Source organism: Pseudoxanthomonas sp. Root630, assembly GCF_001427585.1.
Classification (GTDB): domain Bacteria; phylum Pseudomonadota; class Gammaproteobacteria; order Xanthomonadales; family Xanthomonadaceae; genus Pseudoxanthomonas_A.
Window position 1 is genome coordinate 121544 of sequence record NZ_LMGY01000021.1, and the last position, 17098, is coordinate 138641.

Annotated in this window: 22 protein-coding genes; 10 read left to right on the top strand and 12 right to left on the bottom strand. The window is 68.2% G+C overall.

Features of this window, described 5'->3' with window-relative positions; all coding sequences use genetic code 11:
• Position 1: 1 nt before the first annotated feature.
• From ASD72_RS20060 to ASD72_RS20070, 3 genes are all read left to right on the top strand, one after another.
• The gene (locus tag ASD72_RS20060) at positions 2 to 751 is read left to right on the top strand and encodes an SDR family oxidoreductase (RefSeq protein WP_056881750.1); all 750 of its coding nucleotides are present in this window, start codon (positions 2 to 4) and stop codon (positions 749 to 751) included.
• Positions 745 to 2160, top strand: a complete 1416-nt coding sequence (locus ASD72_RS20065) for an efflux transporter outer membrane subunit (RefSeq protein WP_056881751.1) — start codon at positions 745 to 747, stop codon at positions 2158 to 2160. Before ASD72_RS20060 ends, ASD72_RS20065 begins: the two co-directional genes overlap by 7 nt.
• 83 nt (positions 2161 to 2243) lie before the next feature.
• Positions 2244 to 2828 (top strand): acyloxyacyl hydrolase, encoded by a 585-nt coding sequence (locus tag ASD72_RS20070; RefSeq protein WP_155944773.1) that lies wholly within the window; start codon positions 2244 to 2246, stop codon positions 2826 to 2828.
• A 155-nt stretch (positions 2829 to 2983) separates the two neighbouring features.
• Here ASD72_RS20070 and ASD72_RS20075 read toward each other — a convergent pair whose 3' ends face one another.
• Positions 2984 to 3514 carry a lipocalin family protein gene (locus ASD72_RS20075; RefSeq protein WP_056881816.1) on the bottom strand — a complete coding sequence of 177 codons (531 nt, stop codon included), beginning with the start codon at positions 3512 to 3514 and terminating at the stop codon, positions 2984 to 2986.
• A 139-nt stretch (positions 3515 to 3653) separates the two neighbouring features.
• Positions 3654 to 4007: a BON domain-containing protein gene (locus ASD72_RS20080; protein WP_056881753.1), complete on the bottom strand. Its 354-nt coding sequence runs from the start codon at positions 4005 to 4007 to the stop codon at positions 3654 to 3656.
• A gap of 172 nt (positions 4008 to 4179) precedes the next feature.
• Here ASD72_RS20080 and ASD72_RS20085 point away from each other — a divergent pair, with 172 nt between their 5' ends.
• The gene (locus ASD72_RS20085) at positions 4180 to 5385 is read left to right on the top strand and encodes an oxidoreductase (RefSeq protein ID WP_081420496.1); all 1206 of its coding nucleotides are present in this window, start codon (positions 4180 to 4182) and stop codon (positions 5383 to 5385) included.
• 208 nt (positions 5386 to 5593) lie between these two features.
• Here the strand turns inward: ASD72_RS20085 and ASD72_RS20090 are convergent, their stop codons facing one another.
• The 3 genes from ASD72_RS20090 to soxR form a co-directional block, all read right to left on the bottom strand.
• Positions 5594 to 6211: an HAD family hydrolase gene (locus ASD72_RS20090; RefSeq protein ID WP_056881754.1), complete on the bottom strand. Its 618-nt coding sequence runs from the start codon at positions 6209 to 6211 to the stop codon at positions 5594 to 5596.
• The gene (locus tag ASD72_RS20095; protein ID WP_056881755.1) at positions 6198 to 6725 is read right to left on the bottom strand and encodes a DUF2059 domain-containing protein; all 528 of its coding nucleotides are present in this window, start codon (positions 6723 to 6725) and stop codon (positions 6198 to 6200) included. Before ASD72_RS20095 ends, ASD72_RS20090 begins: the two co-directional genes overlap by 14 nt.
• A 61-nt stretch (positions 6726 to 6786) precedes the next feature.
• The gene (soxR, locus tag ASD72_RS20100; protein ID WP_056881756.1) at positions 6787 to 7251 is read right to left on the bottom strand and encodes a redox-sensitive transcriptional activator SoxR; all 465 of its coding nucleotides are present in this window, start codon (positions 7249 to 7251) and stop codon (positions 6787 to 6789) included.
• Between the two features lie 68 nt (positions 7252 to 7319).
• Between soxR and ASD72_RS20105 the strand changes: the two genes are divergently transcribed.
• Positions 7320 to 7892 (top strand): NAD(P)H-dependent oxidoreductase, encoded by a 573-nt coding sequence (locus ASD72_RS20105; RefSeq protein WP_056881757.1) that lies wholly within the window; start codon positions 7320 to 7322, stop codon positions 7890 to 7892.
• 52 nt (positions 7893 to 7944) lie between these two features.
• Positions 7945 to 9792 (top strand): ABC transporter ATP-binding protein, encoded by a 1848-nt coding sequence (locus ASD72_RS20110; protein WP_056881758.1) that lies wholly within the window; start codon positions 7945 to 7947, stop codon positions 9790 to 9792.
• 244 nt (positions 9793 to 10036) lie between these two features.
• Here ASD72_RS20110 and ASD72_RS20115 read toward each other — a convergent pair whose 3' ends face one another.
• From ASD72_RS20115 to ASD72_RS20140, 6 genes are all read right to left on the bottom strand, one after another.
• Positions 10037 to 10480: a hypothetical protein gene (locus ASD72_RS20115; RefSeq protein ID WP_056881759.1), complete on the bottom strand. Its 444-nt coding sequence runs from the start codon at positions 10478 to 10480 to the stop codon at positions 10037 to 10039.
• An 85-nt stretch (positions 10481 to 10565) separates the two neighbouring features.
• Positions 10566 to 10760, bottom strand: coding sequence for a CPXCG motif-containing cysteine-rich protein (locus tag ASD72_RS20120; protein ID WP_056881760.1), 195 nt, complete (start codon positions 10758 to 10760; stop codon positions 10566 to 10568).
• Positions 10760 to 11047, bottom strand: coding sequence for a DUF3247 family protein (locus ASD72_RS20125; RefSeq protein ID WP_056881761.1), 288 nt, complete (start codon positions 11045 to 11047; stop codon positions 10760 to 10762). The genes ASD72_RS20120 and ASD72_RS20125 overlap by 1 nt, the downstream gene beginning before the upstream one ends.
• 58 nt (positions 11048 to 11105) lie before the next feature.
• Positions 11106 to 11783, bottom strand: coding sequence for a type 1 glutamine amidotransferase domain-containing protein (locus ASD72_RS20130; protein WP_056881762.1), 678 nt, complete (start codon positions 11781 to 11783; stop codon positions 11106 to 11108).
• 96 nt (positions 11784 to 11879) lie between these two features.
• A complete protein-coding gene (gene gnd / locus ASD72_RS20135; RefSeq protein WP_056881763.1) occupies positions 11880 to 12785 on the bottom strand; it encodes a phosphogluconate dehydrogenase (NAD(+)-dependent, decarboxylating) in 906 nt (301 codons plus the stop codon).
• A 94-nt stretch (positions 12786 to 12879) separates the two neighbouring features.
• Positions 12880 to 13578: an alpha/beta fold hydrolase gene (locus tag ASD72_RS20140; protein ID WP_235578073.1), complete on the bottom strand. Its 699-nt coding sequence runs from the start codon at positions 13576 to 13578 to the stop codon at positions 12880 to 12882.
• Between the two features lie 115 nt (positions 13579 to 13693).
• Here ASD72_RS20140 and ASD72_RS20145 point away from each other — a divergent pair, with 115 nt between their 5' ends.
• Positions 13694 to 14593 carry a TIGR01777 family oxidoreductase gene (locus ASD72_RS20145; RefSeq protein ID WP_056881765.1) on the top strand — a complete coding sequence of 300 codons (900 nt, stop codon included), beginning with the start codon at positions 13694 to 13696 and terminating at the stop codon, positions 14591 to 14593.
• Between the two features lie 132 nt (positions 14594 to 14725).
• On the top strand, positions 14726 to 15379 hold the full coding sequence (locus tag ASD72_RS20150; protein ID WP_235578074.1) for a transposase: 654 nt from the start codon (positions 14726 to 14728) through the stop codon (positions 15377 to 15379).
• Positions 15380 to 15559: 180 nt separating this feature from the next.
• Here ASD72_RS20150 and ASD72_RS20155 read toward each other — a convergent pair whose 3' ends face one another.
• Entirely contained in the window at positions 15560 to 15955 is a 396-nt protein-coding gene (locus ASD72_RS20155; RefSeq protein ID WP_056881767.1) for a low affinity iron permease family protein, read from the bottom strand.
• 159 nt (positions 15956 to 16114) lie between these two features.
• Here ASD72_RS20155 and ASD72_RS20160 point away from each other — a divergent pair, with 159 nt between their 5' ends.
• Both ASD72_RS20160 and ASD72_RS20165 read left to right on the top strand, forming a co-directional pair.
• The gene (locus ASD72_RS20160; RefSeq protein WP_056881768.1) at positions 16115 to 16501 is read left to right on the top strand and encodes an MmcQ/YjbR family DNA-binding protein; all 387 of its coding nucleotides are present in this window, start codon (positions 16115 to 16117) and stop codon (positions 16499 to 16501) included.
• 119 nt (positions 16502 to 16620) lie between these two features.
• Complete coding sequence (locus ASD72_RS20165; protein ID WP_056881769.1) at positions 16621 to 17034, top strand: VOC family protein; 414 nt, start codon at positions 16621 to 16623, stop codon at positions 17032 to 17034.
• The last annotated feature ends 64 nt before the right edge of the window (positions 17035 to 17098 follow it).

Genomic DNA, 17098 nt, shown 5'->3' on the forward strand with positions numbered 1-17098 from the left:
CATGAACGTTTCTTCCAAGATCGCCCTCGTCACCGGTGCCACCCGCGGCATCGGCCGCGAAACCGTCCGCCAGCTGGCCGAAGCCGGCGTGCACACCATCCTCGCCGGTCGCAACCGCGACAAGGCCGTTGAAGCCACGCTCGACCTGCAGGCCCAGGGCCTGCCGGTGGAAGCGATCGCGCTCGACGTCACCGATGCCGCCAGCATCGCCGCCGCCGTCAAGGAGATCGAGCAGCGCCACGGCAAGCTCGACATCCTGGTCAACAACGCCGGCATCCTGGTCGACGACGCCACCAAGGGCGTCTCCGGCCAGTCGCTGCAGACCTGGCGCACCACGTTCGACACCAACGTGTTCGGCCTGATCGAAACCACGCAGGCGTTCCTGCCGCTGCTGCGCAAGTCGGATGCGGGCCGCATCGTCAACGTGTCCAGCCTGCTGGGCTCGATTTCGGAGCACCAGAATCCGGCCTCCTTCATCTACGAGTTCAAGGGCGTGCCGGCCTACAACGTCTCCAAGAGCGCGGTGAACGCGTGGACGGTGCACCTGGCCCACGAACTGAAGGACACCGGCATCAAGGTCAACACCATCCATCCGGGTTACGTGCAGACCGACATGAACAAGTCCGGCGACCAGCAGAACGGCGAACTGTCCGTGCCGGAAGGCGCGCGCACCAGCGTGCAGCTCGCGCTGATCGGCAACGACGGCCCGACCGGCGGCTACTACTACTTCGACCAGGTGCTGCCATGGTGATCCGTCCGCTCGTCATCGCCGTCGCCTCGGTGGTGCTGGCCGGCTGCGTCACCGTGGGCCCGGACTACGTGGCGCCGCAGACCGCGCCGGCCACGCTGCAGCACGCGGCAGCCGCCGAATACGTGGCCGACCATCCGGTCGCCACGTGGTGGAGCCAGTTCGACGACCCGGTGCTCGACCAGCTGGTGCGCGAATCGTTGTTGGCCAACCCCGATGTCCGCATCGCGGTCGCGCGCGTCGACGAAGCGCGCGCGGTGTTCTCCGAACGTCGCTGGGACCTGGCGCCGCACGTGACCGCCGGCGTGGAAGGCACGCGCACCAAGCAGCCCGTCGAAGGCCAGGGCCGCGTGGAGACCGACAGCTACTCGGCCGGCTTCGACGCCGCCTGGGAACTGGACCTGTTCGGCCGCGTGCGCCGCAGTGCCGAGGCCGCGCATGCGGACCTGCAGGCGCAGCGCAACGACCTGCAGGCGGCGCAGGTGACCGTGGCCGCGGAAGTGGCGCGCAACTATTTCGAGTTGCGCGGTACGCAGAAGCGGCTCGACGTCGCACGACGGATCCTGGTCAGCCTGGGCGAGACCCAGCGCCTGACCGAGTCGCGCTTCGACCTCGGTGCCGGCAGCCAGCTGGAAGTGCAGAGCAGCCTCGCCCGCGTGAAAGCGGTCGAAGCGGAGGTGCCATCGCTGGAAACCGCCGAAGGCCAGTCCCGCCATCGACTCGCCGTGCTGGTCGGCAAGCGCCCCGGCGAACTGGATGCATTGCTCGCCCCGCGCGAGGCCCCGGCGTTCGCCAAGGCCCTGCCCATCGGCGATACCACCGAGCTGCTGCGCCAGCGGCCCGACGTGCGTGCGGCCGAGCGTCGCCTGGCCGCGGCCACGGCGCGCGTCGGCGTCGCCACCGCGGATCTGTTCCCGCGGGTCAGCCTGCGTGGCTTCGTCGGCTTCCTGTCCGGTGGCTGGGGCAACCTGTTCGACGGCGACAACCGTGCCTGGCAGGCGACGCCCTCGATCAGCTGGGCCGCGTTCGACATGGGCAGCGTGCGTGCTCGCTTGCGCGCAAGCGAGGCCCAGGCCGACGGCGTGGCCGCGCAGTACGAGAAGACCGTGCTGGGCGCGCTGGAGGATACGGAAAACGCACTGCTGTCCTATGCCAAGCAACAGGCCCAGCTGAAATTCCGGATGGAACAATCCGTTGCCGCGCGCCGTGCAGCAGAGCTGGCCGAAGTCCGGTATCGTGCCGGCTCGTCGGACTTCCTCACCTTGCTGGACGCGCAGCGCACGCAGCTGGCCGCGGACGATGCGCTGGCGCAAGCCGAAGCAGGCGTCAACGTCGGGGTGGTGGCGATCTACAAGTCGTTGGGTGGCTGGGGCGAGCAGGATGTTGCGCCCGCCCTCGCCGCGCAGCCCTGAGCGGACCGTCACGCCGTCTTCCCGACAATCCACCGCATGCCGCGCCCCAGGGCGCGGTCCCTTTTCCCCTCCGAGTGTCATCCGTGTCCGCTGCACACCGTAACGTCGCAAGCTCCGCTTCAATCCCCACGCCCTTTCTCCCCCGCGCCGCGCTACGCCTGGCGCTGGGCTTGCTGCTGGCAGCGGCCACGGCGCAGGCCTTCGCCGCCGAGCCGCGCAGCGCGTGGTATGTGCAGGGCGGTGTCGCCGAGGACGCGCAATCGCTGACGGTCGGCATGAGCCGCGACTGGCAGTGGGAGAAGCAGTACCGCTACGGCCACATCAGCGGCCAGTGGCAGGGCGAAGTCGCGCGCTGGCACAGCGACAGCCAGAACAGCACGCAGCTGGGCGTGACCCCGGCGCTGCGCTGGCGTCCGAACGGCTGGGACAATGGCTGGTTCGTCGAAGGCGGCATCGGCGTGAACGTCATCTTCCCCAAGTACGACACACGGAAGAAGGAATTCAGCACCACCTTCAACTTCGGCGACCACATCGCCGTCGGCAAGCGCTTCGGCGCCGACCAGCAGCACGAGTGGTCGCTGCGCTTCCAGCACTTCTCCAACGGCCGGATCAAGAATCCGAACCCGGGCGAGAACTTCCTGCAGTTCCGGTATACGCAGCGGTTCTGAGCGAGCCCGATCCTGCGGGAGCGACCCTGTAGGAGCGACGTAAGTCGCGACCGCACGCCACGACGGCCGATACCATGGCCGAATGCATGCTTCGGGATTCGGGTGGTTGCGTTCTTTCGGTCGCGACTTACGTCGCTCCTACAAAGGCAATACCGCTACCGCAGCGGCGCCGCCACGATCAATGGCGACAGGTCGTAGCCCATGGCCTCGGCTTTCGCCTTGAGCTGTTCGAACTGCGTGCGGTCCATCGAGGGCTCGCGCGACAGGATCCACAGGTAGTCGCGATCGGGCTCGCCCACGACGGCCCACTGGTAACCGGGGTCGAGCGCGATCACCCAGTAGTCGGCCCATACCCACGGCAACCACGACAGCCATTCCGGCGCGAAGCGCACCTCGAGGCGCCCGGGATGTCCCTGCACCGGCCGCGCGGTGCCCTGCGCCTGGTCGGTACTGCCATCCTTCGTCTTGCAGGCGTTGAGCACGCCGATCTTGCTGGGCGCATCGAGCGAGTAGCGTGCGGTGATGTCGCCGACGCACTGCTTCTGGAACGACATCGGCAGGTGCGCGATCTCGTACCACTGGCCCGCGTAGCGCGAGATATCGAGCTGGGGCACCGATGTCACGGGTTCGGCGGCGGACGCACCGGCGCTGCCGAGGGCCAACGAGGCGGCCAGCACGCCGCGCATCACGGAAAGACGGTTCATGGGTTCGCTCCTTGGAACGGATGGACAGCCTTGCTGCGCGCGGCGATCCGCGCCCCTCACGAAGGAGCGGGCGCATCCTACGCTGGGATGCGCCCGCTCCGTGCCACACCCTGTCGGGGGATTACTTCGAGGCGAGCGTCAGGCCGCTGGCATCGACGCGGGTCACGCCCTTGATCTGCTTGGCGACCGCGATGGCCTTGTCCTTCTGCGCCTGGTTGGCGACGGCGCCGGTCAGGGTCACCACGCCGTCGACGGTTTCGACCTTGATGTCGAGGCCCGAGACGTTCTCGGTGGCCAACAGGTCGGCCTTCACCTTGGTGGTGATCCAGGTATCGCCCACGGGCTGCGAGGAATCGTTCTGCGTGTTCTCCTCGGGCTCGTTCGGCGGGTTGTCCGCAAGCGCATGGCCGGCGGAGAACAGCAGCGCGGTCGCGAGTGCGGCGGTCAACAACGAACGATGGTTGGCGGTTTTCATGGGATTCCTCCTTTTCGTGTTGCGCCGCCAGTGTCCGTGCGCCTCCGTACAGCGCACGTGAAAGACACCGCGGCATTCAGTTACGTGTTGCGCGGGGTTCATGCACGTGTACGCGTGATCAACCCGCGCGAAGCGCCTAAGATGGCCGTACCTTTTCTCCGCACGCATCCGCATGAGCGCTCCCCTTCGCGTTGCCCTGGTCGGCTACGGCTTCGTCGGCAAGGTGTTCCATGCGCCCTTGATCCAGGCGACGCCCGGCTTCGCCCTGCATACCGTCGTCTCGCGCGATGCCGGCAAGGTGCAGGCGGACTGGCCTGACGTACAGGTCATCGGCGACGCCGATGCGGCGTTCGCCGATCCTGCCGTCGACGCGGTAGTGATCGCATCGCCCAATGCATCGCACGCGCCGCTGGCGATCGCCGCGCTCGGCCATGGCAAGCACGTGGTGGTGGACAAGCCCTTCACGGTGACGCTGGCGGAAGCGCGCGACGTCGTCGAGGCCGCGCGCCGCGCAGATCGCCTCGTCAGCGTGTTCCAGAACCGGCGCTGGGATGCGGATTTCCTCACCCTGCAGCGCCTGGTCGGCGACGGCACGCTCGGCCGCATAGCGGAATGCCATTCGCACTTCGACCGCTTCCGCCCCGTCGTGCAGGACCGCTGGCGCGAGCACGACACGCCCGGCGGCGGCCTCTGGTACGACCTGGGACCCCACCTGATCGACCAGGCCGTGCAGCTGTTCGGCCTGCCGGAGGCGATCAGCGCCGACATCGCGCGGCTTCGCGATGGCGCGCAGGCGCCGGACTATGCCCACGCGACGCTGCGCTACCCCAGCCACCGCGTGCACCTGCATGCGGGCACGCTGGTGGCGGGGAATGGCTTGCGCTTCGCCGTGCACGGCACGCGCGGCAGCTACCTCAAGCACGGTCTGGACGTGCAGGAAGACCAGTTGCGCGCGGGCATGGTGCCGGGCGCGCCGGGCTGGGGCGTGGATACGCGCGCGGGAGAACTGGTGCATGAGCGCGATGGGCGGCTCGTCGCTGAGATCGCGCATGCCGAGGCCGGCGACTATCGCCGCTACTACGCCGCCTTCCGCGAGGCCGTCCTGCAAGGCACCGCACCGCCGGTGACGGCACAGCAGGCGCTGGACGTCATGCGGCTGATCGAGCTGGGGGTGCGGAGCAGCGAACACGACGCAACTCAGGCCACCCGACGTCCGCGAGGCCGTCCTGCAGGGTACCGCACCGCCGGTGACGGCACAGCAGGCGCTGGACGTCATGCGGCTGATCGAGCTGGGRGTGCRGAGCAGCGAAGAKCGGCGGGAACAGGTATTCGATGYGGGAGCGACGTAAGTCGCGACGGGYRCGCATCTTCGTACTGAAYCCGTACCGCTTCCCGCGTTCGCGACTCACGTCGCTCCCACAMGACGCAACTCAGGCCACCCRACGTCCGCGAGGCCGTCCTGCARGGYACCGCACCGCCGGTGACGGCACAGCAGGCGCTGGACGTCATGCGGCTGATCGAGCTGGGGGTGCGGAGCAGCGAATCCCGTTTTCGCGACTGACGTCGCTCCCACAACCGCAGGCCCCTCAGGCCACCGCCTGCCCGCGATAGGTCCGGTGATGCGCCATCGCCAGCATGGCGTTGTCTTCCTGGGTGTCGCCGTAGGCATGGATGGCCACGTAGGCCTGTGGGTCGCACAGCGCGCGCACGCGGCGCACCTTCTCCTCGCCGACGCATTGCGCGCCTGCGTAGCCGGTGATGCGTCCGCCGCGCTCCGCCAGCAGCGAGCACAGCAGTTCGACCCCTTGCGCCGCGCACCACGGCGCGAGGTAGACCTCCAGCCCGCCCGAGACCACGACGATGCGGTCACCGCGCTCGCGGTGCCACGCCAGTCGCGCCATCGCCTCCGGCCGCAACAGGCCCGGCAGGACATCACGCGCGAAGGCTTCGCCTTGCGCGCGCAGACGCGCAGCATCCACGCCGCGCAACCCCACCTGCACGATGCTGGCACGGGTGGGGTTGCCCGCCACCCAACCGCGCCGGTAGCCGAACACCACGGGCGCCAGCAGCGCGCCACCGACCAACAAGCGCGGCCGTGCGACCGCGTAGCGCATGAAATCCGGAAACGTCTCGCGCGTGGTCAGCGTGCCGTCGAAATCGAAGAGCGCCAGATCGCGTCCGGCTGCGTCCTCAATGACCGCCATGCGACGCAGGCGCCTCGGGCCGGAGGTTGGCGTCCTTCAGCTCTTCCGCCAACAGCTGCTGCATCGCCGGCATCAGCGCCCCCATGCGTTCCTGCATGGCCTGCATCGTGTGCTGCATGACCAGCGGCATCTTGTTGATCACGGCCTGCCCACCGGGCGTGCGGTAGAAAGCGAGCATCTCCTGCACCTCGCCTTCGCTGAACGATTTGCGGTAGATGTCCATGTACATCGGCGCCAGCACATCCCAGGACAGCTCCTGCTTCATCAGCGCCATCATCCGGGTGCTGAGCCGGTCCACGCGCGCCTGCTGGTCGGCGGTGAGCGTGCCGCCGAACGCCTGGCGCATCGAATCCGCGTACATCGTGTCTACCTGGTCGTAGACCTGGTCCAGCATCTCGCGCGTCTTCGTGACCTCCAGCAGCGCGCGTACCGACGCTTCGCTGGCGGGAGCGGGGTTCGCACCGAACACCGGCGACGCCACGGCGAACAACAGGCACAGCATCCACTTCTTCATGTGTACTCCCTTACCGCGCCGACCTTGGCGCCGCCGCAGCATACGGCATCCCCTGTCCGGGCTAGGCACCCTCTTCCAGCAACCGCGCCCCGGGTCCGTCTTCGCCCAGTTCGTCCCAGGGATTGCGCAATGGGCAGGCCTTCAGCGACAGGCAGCCGCAGCCGATGCAGCCATCGAGCTGGTCGCGCAGGCGGGTGAGGCTGGCGATGCGTGCATCGAGCGCGGCGTGCCAGCGCGCGGAGAGCTTCTTCCAGTCGGCGGCGGTGGGCGTGCGGTTCTCCGGCAGCGACGACAGCGCGGCCTGGATCTCCGCCAGCGGAATGCCGGTGCGCTGCGCCACCTTGATGACGGCCACGCGGCGCAGCACTTCGCGCGGATAGCGGCGCTGGTTGCCGGCATTGCGCCAACTGTGGATCAGGCCCTTGGACTCGTAGAAGTGCAGCGTGGAGATGGCGACGCCTGCGCGCGCGGCCACCTGGCCGACGGTGAGCTCTGTTTCGATGGGAGGATGCTGTTTTCCCGACATGATGCATTGACCTCAAGATCGGTTGAGGTTCTACCCTGCGTTTCCCCGTCCTGGCAAGCGCAGCGTCCATGTCCGACCCTCTCCACCTGGCCCTGCTGTATGGCAGCACGCGCGAAGGCCGTTTCTGCGACACCGTCGCCGACTGGTTGCGTGCGCAGCTGGCCCTGCGGCGCGACTACACCGTCGACGCCATCGATCCCGCCCTGCTCGATCTTCCGCACCGCCACGGCGGCGCACCGAGTGCCGACCTGGTGAATCTGCAACAACGCGTCTGGCGCGCCGACGCCTTCGTGGTGGTGGTGCCGGAGTACAATCACGGTTATCCCGCAGCGCTGAAATTCGTGATCGATTCGGTCCAGGCCCACTGGCAGGCCAAACCGGTCGCGTTCGTCGCCTATGGGGGCCACAGCGGCGGCGTCCGCGCGGCGGAACAGTTGCGGCAGGTGTTTTCCGGCCTGCATGCGGTGCCGGTCCGCGATGGCGTGTATTTCACCCAGGCGTGGGACCGCTTCGACGCCGGAGGCAGGCCGCGCGACGGCGACGCCAGCGAACGCGCCGCCCGCCGCATGCTGGACCAGCTCGCCTGGTACGGCCACGCGCTCCGCCAGGCGCGCGCGGCCTGGCCCTATCCCGCCGGCTGAGCCGGTACGTTTTCCCCGGCGCGCCGGTGCGCGCCCACGATGGACCGACCCGATGTTCCGATTCTTCGAAACCCGCATCAATCCGTATCCGAAGGGCGAGCCCACCACGCCGCCGCGGAAGCTGCTGCCGTTCCTGCTGCACTACTCGCGGCCGCTGCTGCCGTGGCTGGTAGCGATGTCGGTGCTGACCGGCGTGATCTCCGCGCTGGAGATCACCTTCTTCGACTACATGGGCCAGCTGGTCGACTGGATGGGCAGCACCGGTCGCGACAGTTTCCTGCAGGTGCATGGCCAGAAGCTGCTGTGGATGAGCGCGCTGGTGCTGGTGGCCTACCCGCTGCTGGTGCTGGTGCAGTCGCTGATCATCCACCAGACCATCTTCGGCAACTACCCGATGATCGCCCGCTGGCTGTCGCACCGTTATCTGCTGCGGCAGAGCGTGGGCTTCTTCCAGGACGAGTTCGCCGGCCGCATTTCGCAGAAGGTCATGCAGACCGCGCTGTCGATCCGCGAGACGGTGATGAAGCTGATGGACGTGTTCGTCTACGTCGTCGTCTACTTCGTCGGCACCGTGGTGCTGGTGGCGCAGGCCGACGTGTGGCTGGTGCTGCCGCTGGTGGTCTGGCTGGTCAGCTACCTGCTGCTGGTGTTCCACTTCGTGCCGCGCCTGCAGAAGGTGTCGATGGCGCAGTCGGACGCGCGTGCGCAGATGACCGGCCGCATCGTCGACAGCTATACCAACATCCAGACCATCAAGCTGTTCGCCCACACCATGCGCGAGCAGGACTACGCCCGCGGCGCCATGGACGAATTCATGGTCACCGTGCACGCGCAGATGCGGCTGGTCACCCAGCTGACCGTCAGCCTGCACACGCTCAATGCGTTCCTGCTGGCCAGCGTGGCTGGTGTGGCGATCTGGGCCTGGCTGCAGTCGTCGATCTCGATGGGCGCGATCGCCGTGGCCATCGCCCTGGTGATGCGCATCCGCTCGATGTCGGACTGGATCCTGTGGGAAGTCGCCGGGCTGTTCGAGAACATCGGCACGGTCGAGGACGGCATGGGCACGCTGGCGCAGCCGCTGGCCATCGCCGACACCAAGAACGCGAAGGATCTGGACGTCGCGCATGGCGAGATCCGCTTCGACCACGTGAAGTTCCACTACGGCCGCGAGGCCAAGGTGATCGACGACCTGTCGCTGGTCATCAAGCCGGGCGAGAAGGTGGGCATCGTCGGCCGCTCCGGCGCCGGCAAGTCGACGCTGGTGAACCTGCTGCTGCGCTTCTACGACGTGGAAGGCGGACGCATCCTGATCGACGGACAGGATGTGGCGCACGTCACCCAGGAATCGCTGCGCCGGAACATCGGCATGGTCACCCAGGACACCTCGCTGCTGCACCGCTCGATCCGCGACAACATCCGCTACGGCCGGCCCGACGCGACCGAAGAGGAGTTGCTGCAGGCTTCCGAACGCGCGCATGCGGATGAGTTCATCCGCGGACTCACCGATGCCAAGGGCCGCAGCGGCTACGACACCCAGGTGGGCGAGCGCGGCGTGAAGCTCTCGGGCGGCCAGCGCCAGCGCGTGGCGATCGCGCGCGTGCTGCTGAAGGATGCGCCGATCCTGGTGCTGGACGAGGCCACCTCGGCGCTGGATTCGGAAGTCGAGGCCGCCATCCAGGAACAGCTGTACGCGCTGATGGAAGGCAAGACCGTCATCGCCATCGCTCACCGCCTGTCCACCATCGCCGTGCTCGACCGCCTGATCGTGATGGACGGCGGCCGCGTGCTCGAAAGCGGCAGCCACGAGGAACTGCTCCAGCAGGACGGTCTTTACGCCGCGCTGTGGCGCCGCCAGTCCGGTGGTTTCATCGGCGTGGATCTGGAAGACGTAGAGGCCTGACATCCCTCCCCTCTCCCCATGAAACGGGGAGAGGGGGCCGAAGGCGGGTGAGGGGCGACGAAGCCAGTGTCATCGACGCGGCACCGCGCACTCCGAAACCGCTGTCCCGAAGAGCGGCCCTCCTCCAGGCCAGCCTCGCGCACGCCCCTCATCCGGCCTCCGGCCACCTTCTCCCCGCCGCGCGGGGAGAAGGGAACAAAAAAGCCGCCGGTTTCCCGGCGGCTTTTTCTTTATCGAGCGAAGCTCAGGACAACCAGCCGCGCGCCTGCGCCTTGTTGGCGTACCACAGCAGGAACAGCGCGATCAGCACGAATACCGCCGGCATCACCAAGCCCGCCGGCCCGTAGACAGCCCATGCCGGCGTTACCACATAAGCGCCCATCATCTGCACCAGCAGCCCGATCAGCGACAGCAGGAACATCGTCCCGGCCCAGCGCTTCCTTAGCAGCAGTCCCAGCGCACCCAGCACGCCGCCAAACACCGCGACGGCGAAGGCGATGTTGAGCCAACCGGGTGTAGCGTCGTAGATCTGACGGTCTGTTTCGGACATCAGTGCAAGACGCTCTGCGGTCATGTTCGTCTGCATGTACCAGAACGCCACGCCGATCAGGTTCCAGAGCAGCGCCAGTACGCCGGTGATCCAGAAGCCGAGCGAGCGCTTGGGTGCAACGGTGGTGGTCGTGTTCATCTCCCCTCCCCAGGGTTGGTTGTCGGACCGGGGCCGAGCATACGCCTGCGCGCGGCGATACGCGCGTTACGGCCGGGAGGGCGGCTCAGGCTTCGTCCTGCCCCCAGGCGACCACGTCGATGCCGCCGTCCTCGTAGACGCTCACGCGCACTTCGATCGGCTTGCAGCAGACGTGGCAATCCTCGACGTACTGCTGGTCGCCGGCCGAATCGTCGACCACCAGGGTGATCGTCTCGCCGCAGTACGGGCAGTCGATGTCGCTGGTGGGCAGCTGCGGCATCAGGCAGAACCCAAGGCCGTCACCGACGCGATCCGGTCCAGCCACAGGTAGTGGGTGACGTCCGGGCGCTTGCGGTCGTCGATGCGGACCACCGCGTTGAAGCCCTCGTGGCCGTCGCCGTCGCGGAATACCTGCACGCTGGGGCGCGTGGTGACCACGCCGGTGATCGACCCGCCGTCGGCGAGGTGCAGTTCCACCACCGCCTCGTCGGGCAGCTGCAGGACCAGCGCCTCCATGCGGGCGATGTCGTCCTGGCGGGTGTACAGATGCGCGGGTGCCTGGTTCATCGGTCACCTCCTTGCGGGTGCCACGCTACGCGCGCGGCGGTAAGCGGCCGTGAACGCGTCAGCGCAGCAGACGCAGGACATCCTCGGCCGCGGCTTCGGACGAGGCGGGGTTCTGGCCGGTCACCAGCATGCCGTCGGTGACCACGTACGACTGCCACAGCGGCCCCCGCTCGTAGCGGGCGCCGTTCTTCTTCAGCACGTCCTCCAGCGAGAACGGCACGACCTCGCTCAAACCGACCGCGGCTTCCTCCTCGTTGGAGAAACCGGTAACGCGCTTGTCCTTCACCAGCGGCTCGCCGAGCGCGCCGCGCGTGTGCCGGAACACCGCCGGGCCGTGGCAGACCGCCGCGACCGGCTTGCCGGCGGAGAACGTCTGTTCGATCAGGCGGATCGCATCCGCATCCTCGGCCAGGTCCCACAGCGGCCCATGGCCGCCGGGGAAGAAGACCGCATCGAACTGTTCGTCCACCACGTCCTTCAGCCGGTGCGTGGTGGCCAGGGCCGACAGCGCCTCGGCATCCTCGTTGAAACGCACGGTGGCCGCAGTCTGCGCGTCGGGCGCATCGCTCTTCGGGTCCAATGGCGGCTGGCCGCCCTTGGGCGACGCCAGCCACAGTTGCGCGCCGGCGTCCTTGAACACGTAGTACGGCGCGGCGAATTCCTCCAGCCAGAAGCCGGTCTTGTGGCCGGTGTCGCCGAGGCGGTCGTGCGAGGTCAGCACCATCAGGATCTTCATCGAGGTCCTCCAGTCGATGCCGGCAGCCTAGCGATGCGCGCGATAAGACCGGGTGAGCCGGACGTCGCGCGCGTTAACCGCCCCTGACCCGCGCGCCTACCCCTGCTTCACCGCATGCCCGCCGAATTCGTTGCGCATCGCCGCCAGCAGCTTGTCGGCGTAGGAGTCGTCGTCGCGCGAGCGCAGGCGTTCCAGCAGCGACATCGTGATGACCGGCGCGGACACGTTGAGGTCGATGGCCTCGGCCACCGTCCACCGGCCTTCGCCGGAGTCGGACACGTAGGGCGCGATACCGGCCATCTGCGGATTCTTCTTCAGCGCATCGGCGGTGAGGTCGAGCAGCCACGACCGCACCACGCTGCCGTGGCGCCAGATCTCGGCCAGCGCGCCGAGGTCGAAGTCCATCGCGTCCTTGTGCTTGAGGATGGCGAAACCTTCGGCATACGCCTGCATCATTCCGTACTCGATCCCGTTGTGGATCATCTTGGCGAAGTGGCCCGCCCCGCCCGGCCCCACGCGGCCCCAGCCGGTCTCCGGCGTGGGCGCGAGCGTGGCGAACACCGGCTGCAGGCGCGCCACCGCGTCGGCATCGCCGCCGATCATCAGGCTGTAGCCTTCGGCCAGGCCCCACACGCCACCGCTGGTGCCGCAGTCGATGTAGTGGATACCGGCCTCGGCCAACTGCGCGCCGCGGCGCTGGGTGTCCTTGTAGTTGGAGTTGCCGCCGTCGATCACCGTGTCGCCAGCCGCCAGCAGCGGGCGCAGCTGCGCGATCGTGTCGTCCACCACCTGCCCGGCCGGCACCATCAGCCACACCACGCGCGGCGTGGGCAGCGCGGACACCGCGTTCTGCAGGTTCGCGTGCGGAATGATCCCGCGCGCTTCGGCCTGCTGGCGCGCCGCGTCGCCGGGATCGTAGCCGCGCACGCGATGCCCGCCGCGCACCAGCCGTTCGGCCATGTTGGCGCCCATGCGCCCGAGCCCGATCATCGCCAGTTCCATGTGTACTCCCGTGCGTTCAACGAAAAAGAAAAGGATGCGCCATTGTCGCGGCCGCGCGTGGCGACGGCGTGCATGCGCGTGCGCGCCGGCCGCGTCATGGCGCCAGCAGCCAGTCGCGCAGCACCGCGGTGGTTTCCTGCGGCACTTCCATCGGCGGCAGGTGGCCGCAGCGCGCGAACACATGCAGGCGCGCGCCGGCGATGCGTTCGTGCAGCAGGCGGGCTTCTTCCGGCAGGGTCATGCGGTCGTCCTCGCCCACGCCGATCAGCGTGGGCACGGCGATGGTGGACAGCAGCGGCAGCGAATCGGGGCGGTCGATGATGGCGCGCTGCTGGCGCAGGAAGGCATCGCGGCCGACGCGCTGCGCCATCGCCATCACCTCCTCGCCTACCTCGCTCTCCACCCGGCTCTCGTGCACCAGCTGCGGCAGCAGCTTGCGGGTGACACCGGCGAAGCGCCCGGATTCGGCCAGCGCCAGGCCGGCCTTGCGCACGGCGAGCCGCTTCGGCGGATCGGTGCGCGCGCTGGTATCCAGCAGGGCCAGCCGCGCCACGCGTTGCGGCGCCTGGCGCAGGATCTCGAAGGCCACATAGCCGCCCATCGACAGGCCAGCCAGCGCGAACACCGGCGGTGCCGTGGCCAGCACGCGCGCGGCCATGCCGGCGACGCTGTCGTCCAGGGTCAGGTCGGCGGGGTGGATCGGGGTCAGGTCGGCCAGTGCGGCCGCGGGATCGCGCCACAGGCGCGCGTCGCAGAGCAGGCCGGGCAGCAGGACCAGGGGAAGGGAAGCCATGGGCATAGTGTAGGCGCGCCCCCGCCGGCCGGCCGTCGATCCCCGCCCACGGTCCGTTCCACATCCGCAACACGCCCCGGTGCGTAAGCTTCCCCGGTCCTCGGCGAGACCCCGCATGCATGTCCTGATCACCGGCGGTACCGGCTTCATCGGCCAGGCGCTCTGCGCCGTGCTGCTGCAAGGCGGCCACACCCTCAGCGTGCTGACGCGCGACGCCGCGCGCGCCCGCGCGCAGCTGCCGGCCGCGGTGCGCGTACTGGCCGCGCTGGAGGATGCGCGCGACGTGGAGGCCGTGGTCAACCTGGCCGGTGAGCCGCTGATGGCCGGGCGCTGGAACGCCGCGCGCAAGGCCACGTTCCGCGCATCCCGGCTGGGCACCACGCAGGCGCTGGTGGCCTGGATGGCGCGGCAGTCGGTGCGCCCGCGCGTGCTGGTCTCAGGTTCGGCCATCGGCTACTACGGCCCGCGCGGCGACGAAGCGCTGGACGAATCCGCCGCGCCCGGCGACGACTTCGCCGCCCAGCTCTGCCGCGACTGGGAAACCGAGGCGATGCAGGCCGAAGGCCTGGACGTGCGCACCTGCCGCGTGCGCACGGGCATCGTGCTGGGTGCCGACGGCGGCGCGCTGGCGAAGATGCTGCCGCCGTTCCGGCTGGGTGCCGGCGGACCGATGGGCGATGGGCGGCAATGGATGAGCTGGATCCACCGCGACGATCTGGTGGGGATGCTGCAGTGGCTGCTGGAGCGCGATCAGGCCGGCGGCGCCTACAACGGCACCGCGCCCACGCCGCTGACCAACCGCGATTTCGCCCGCACGCTGGGCGCAGCGCTGCGTCGGCCCGCAATCATCCCAACCCCCGCCTTCGCCCTGCGCCTGGGTTTCGGCGAGATGGCCCAGCTACTACTGACCGGCCAACGCGTGCTGCCGGCGCACGCGCTGGCGGAGGGCTTCAGCTTCCGCTTCCCCACGTTGGACGAAGCACTGCACGACCTGCTGCGCGACCCGGTGGGGTGACAGGCATGTCGCGCGAGGCTTTTTGCCTGACGCGACACCCTTGGTGAGAGAAGACCGAGGCTCGGACTCTCGCGCCAGGCTGTGGGTGAGTAGCCGTAGGCTGGGATGAAGCGAAGCGCAATCCCAGCTTCCATGAACGGTGACGCGACACGCACGATCACCTACCGCGATGCTGGGATTCCGCGCTGCTCCATCCCAGCCTACGAACCATCCCGGCCCGCCGTAGGCTGGGATGAAGCGAAGCGCAATCCCAGCTACCCTCACGCAATGAGGACATACCTTCGGGACAGGACGCCCGGTGGCTGCTACTTCTTCACGGTCAATCTGGCCGACCGGAAGCGGCATACGCTGACCCAACACATCGACGCGTTGCGCGAGGCATTCCGCACCACGCTGGCTGATCATCCCGTGCGCGTCGATGCCATCGTCGTGCTGCCGGATCACCTGCACTGCCTGTGGCAGTTGCCGTCCGACGACGCTGACTATCCGCTGCGATGGCGGCTGATCAAGGCGCGCTTCGCGGAACAGGTGACGGACGATGTGGCGCCGAGCGCTAGCCGCCTGCGCAGAGGCGAGCGCGGCGTCTGGCAACGCCGCTATTGGGAACATCGCATTCGCGACGATGCCGATTACGCACGGCACCTGGATTACATCCATTACAACCCCGTCAAGCACGGCCATGTCGCCACGGCACGGGATTGGCCGTATTCCTCGTTCCGCCGCTGGGTCGCGCGCGGCGTGTACACGGAGGATTGGGGCGGCGTGAAGAATCCTCCGCCGCCGTAGGCTGGGATGAAGCGAAGCGTAATCCCAGCTTCCATGGATGGTGACGCGACGTGGACTGCCAGCTACCGCGATGCTGGGATTCCGCGTTGCTCCATCCCAGCCTACGAACATCTCTTGCGCTAAACATCCCGGCCCGCCGTAGGCTGGGATGAAGCGAAGCGTAATCCCAGCTTCCGCACGCTATCCGCGCTTCGTCTTCGCTTGCTGCACCTCGCGCGCTTGCCGCGCCATGCCTTCGTAGTGCGCGCGCAGGTCGTCGAGCTCCTTCTCTTCCAGCTCCTCCAGGTCCAGCAGCGCGTTGTTGGCGCTGCGCGAGACGCGGATCAGTTCGTCCAGCTTGATCTGCATCGCCTCGGTATCGCGGTTCTGCGTGTTCTGGATCAGGAAGACCATCAGGAAGGTGATGATCGTCGTGCCCGTATTGATGACCAGCTGCCACGTATCGCTGAAACCGAACAGCGGCCCGGTGACCGCCCACACCACGATCGTCCCCAGCGCCAGCGCGAAACACGCGGGTCGGCCCGTGAACGTGGAGGCTTTCTTGGCGAGGCGGGTGAAGGCGGAGGGGGTGCTCATCGGAAACTCCTGGGTATCGCATGGACGTGCTGCCCGGCACTCTAGCTGCAGTGAATGAAGACGGCGCCAAACCGACCGCGCCCGACTGAGGACAGCCCCCGCCCTCGACCCACCCCGCCTGCACGCCACGCGAGCATTCACGGCGCTAGCATCGCCTGCATGGATGTCGCCGCCCTCAAACGCCATTGCCGTGCCCTGCCGGGCAGCGTGGAAACGCTGCATGGGGAACCCTCGAACATCCTGGTGTACGAGGTGGGCGGGAAGCGCTTCGCCTACTTCAAGACCAGCGAGCCGGAGCGGTGGCGCTTCAGCTTCAAGGTAGCGCCGGAGCGCTTCCTGGAGCTGACCGACCAGCCCGGCATCAAGCCGGCGCGCTGGCTGGGCAAGCACCGCTGGGTGACCGTGGTGGAGGTGTCCTCGGTACCCGGCGCCTACCTGAAGGACTTGGTGGCGTGGTCGTACCGCCATGCCCTGGCCAAGCTGACCCGACGCCAGCGCGAGGCCATCGCCGCTGCCGCGACCGGTCCCGGCGACGCCGTCCGCTGACGGGCGCTCAGGCCGAATGCATCTTCATCTCCGACGCTGTCGATTCCGGCCCCGCCGGTTCGTCGGAGAACACGAGCAGGCCGTGCCGGCCCTGCACCCGACCACCCGAGGAACACACCATGAACGTCAACCCCTATCTGATCTTCAACGGCGATTGCGAAGCCGCCTTCACCTTCTATGCGAAAGCCACCGGCGGCGAGCTGGGGCCGATGATGCGGTTCGACGGTACCGAGGGCTGCGAGGACATCCCGGCCGACTACAAGCAGAAGATCATGCACACGCACGTGATGTTCGGGCAGACCGTGCTGATGGGCTCGGACAACCATCCGGCGCATCCGTACGACGGCGTGAAGGGCTGCTCGGTGGCGCTGGCGGTGGACAGCATCAAGGATGCGGAGCGCGTGTTCGGCGCGCTGTCGGAAGGCGGCCAGGTGACCATGCCGCTGACGCAGACGTTCTGGGCGGTGCGCTTCGGCATGCTGGTGGACCAGTTCGGCGTGCCGTGGATGATCAACTGCGAAAAGGATGCGTGATGGCGGCGGGGGCACGGTGTGGCAGCCATGAAGCCCCTGTTCGCTGCGCTGCGGCTTTCACCGG

Coding starts and splice junctions, on each gene's coding strand:
- ASD72_RS20130 (WP_056881762.1), bottom strand. CDS start 11,783: ATGAAGATCCTGATGGTGCTGACCTCGCACGACCGCCTCGGCGACACC.
- ASD72_RS20075 (WP_056881816.1), bottom strand. CDS start 3,514: ATGCGCGGCGTGCTGGCCGCCTCGTTGGCCCTCGGCAGCGCCGGTGCG.
- ASD72_RS20110 (WP_056881758.1), top strand. CDS start 7,945: ATGTTCCGATTCTTCGAAACCCGCATCAATCCGTATCCGAAGGGCGAG.
- ASD72_RS20115 (WP_056881759.1), bottom strand. CDS start 10,480: ATGAACACGACCACCACCGTTGCACCCAAGCGCTCGCTCGGCTTCTGG.
- ASD72_RS20165 (WP_056881769.1), top strand. CDS start 16,621: ATGAACGTCAACCCCTATCTGATCTTCAACGGCGATTGCGAAGCCGCC.
- ASD72_RS20105 (WP_056881757.1), top strand. CDS start 7,320: ATGTCCGACCCTCTCCACCTGGCCCTGCTGTATGGCAGCACGCGCGAA.
- gnd (WP_056881763.1), bottom strand. CDS start 12,785: ATGGAACTGGCGATGATCGGGCTCGGGCGCATGGGCGCCAACATGGCC.
- ASD72_RS20160 (WP_056881768.1), top strand. CDS start 16,115: ATGGATGTCGCCGCCCTCAAACGCCATTGCCGTGCCCTGCCGGGCAGC.
- ASD72_RS20060 (WP_056881750.1), top strand. CDS start 2: ATGAACGTTTCTTCCAAGATCGCCCTCGTCACCGGTGCCACCCGCGGC.
- ASD72_RS20090 (WP_056881754.1), bottom strand. CDS start 6,211: ATGGCGGTCATTGAGGACGCAGCCGGACGCGATCTGGCGCTCTTCGAT.
- ASD72_RS20095 (WP_056881755.1), bottom strand. CDS start 6,725: ATGAAGAAGTGGATGCTGTGCCTGTTGTTCGCCGTGGCGTCGCCGGTG.
- ASD72_RS20065 (WP_056881751.1), top strand. CDS start 745: ATGGTGATCCGTCCGCTCGTCATCGCCGTCGCCTCGGTGGTGCTGGCC.
- soxR (WP_056881756.1), bottom strand. CDS start 7,251: ATGTCGGGAAAACAGCATCCTCCCATCGAAACAGAGCTCACCGTCGGC.
- ASD72_RS20120 (WP_056881760.1), bottom strand. CDS start 10,760: ATGCCGCAGCTGCCCACCAGCGACATCGACTGCCCGTACTGCGGCGAG.
- ASD72_RS20145 (WP_056881765.1), top strand. CDS start 13,694: ATGCATGTCCTGATCACCGGCGGTACCGGCTTCATCGGCCAGGCGCTC.
- ASD72_RS20140 (WP_235578073.1), bottom strand. CDS start 13,578: ATGGCTTCCCTTCCCCTGGTCCTGCTGCCCGGCCTGCTCTGCGACGCG.
- ASD72_RS20155 (WP_056881767.1), bottom strand. CDS start 15,955: ATGAGCACCCCCTCCGCCTTCACCCGCCTCGCCAAGAAAGCCTCCACG.
- ASD72_RS20150 (WP_235578074.1), top strand. CDS start 14,726: ATGAACGGTGACGCGACACGCACGATCACCTACCGCGATGCTGGGATT.
- ASD72_RS20125 (WP_056881761.1), bottom strand. CDS start 11,047: ATGAACCAGGCACCCGCGCATCTGTACACCCGCCAGGACGACATCGCC.
- ASD72_RS20080 (WP_056881753.1), bottom strand. CDS start 4,007: ATGAAAACCGCCAACCATCGTTCGTTGTTGACCGCCGCACTCGCGACC.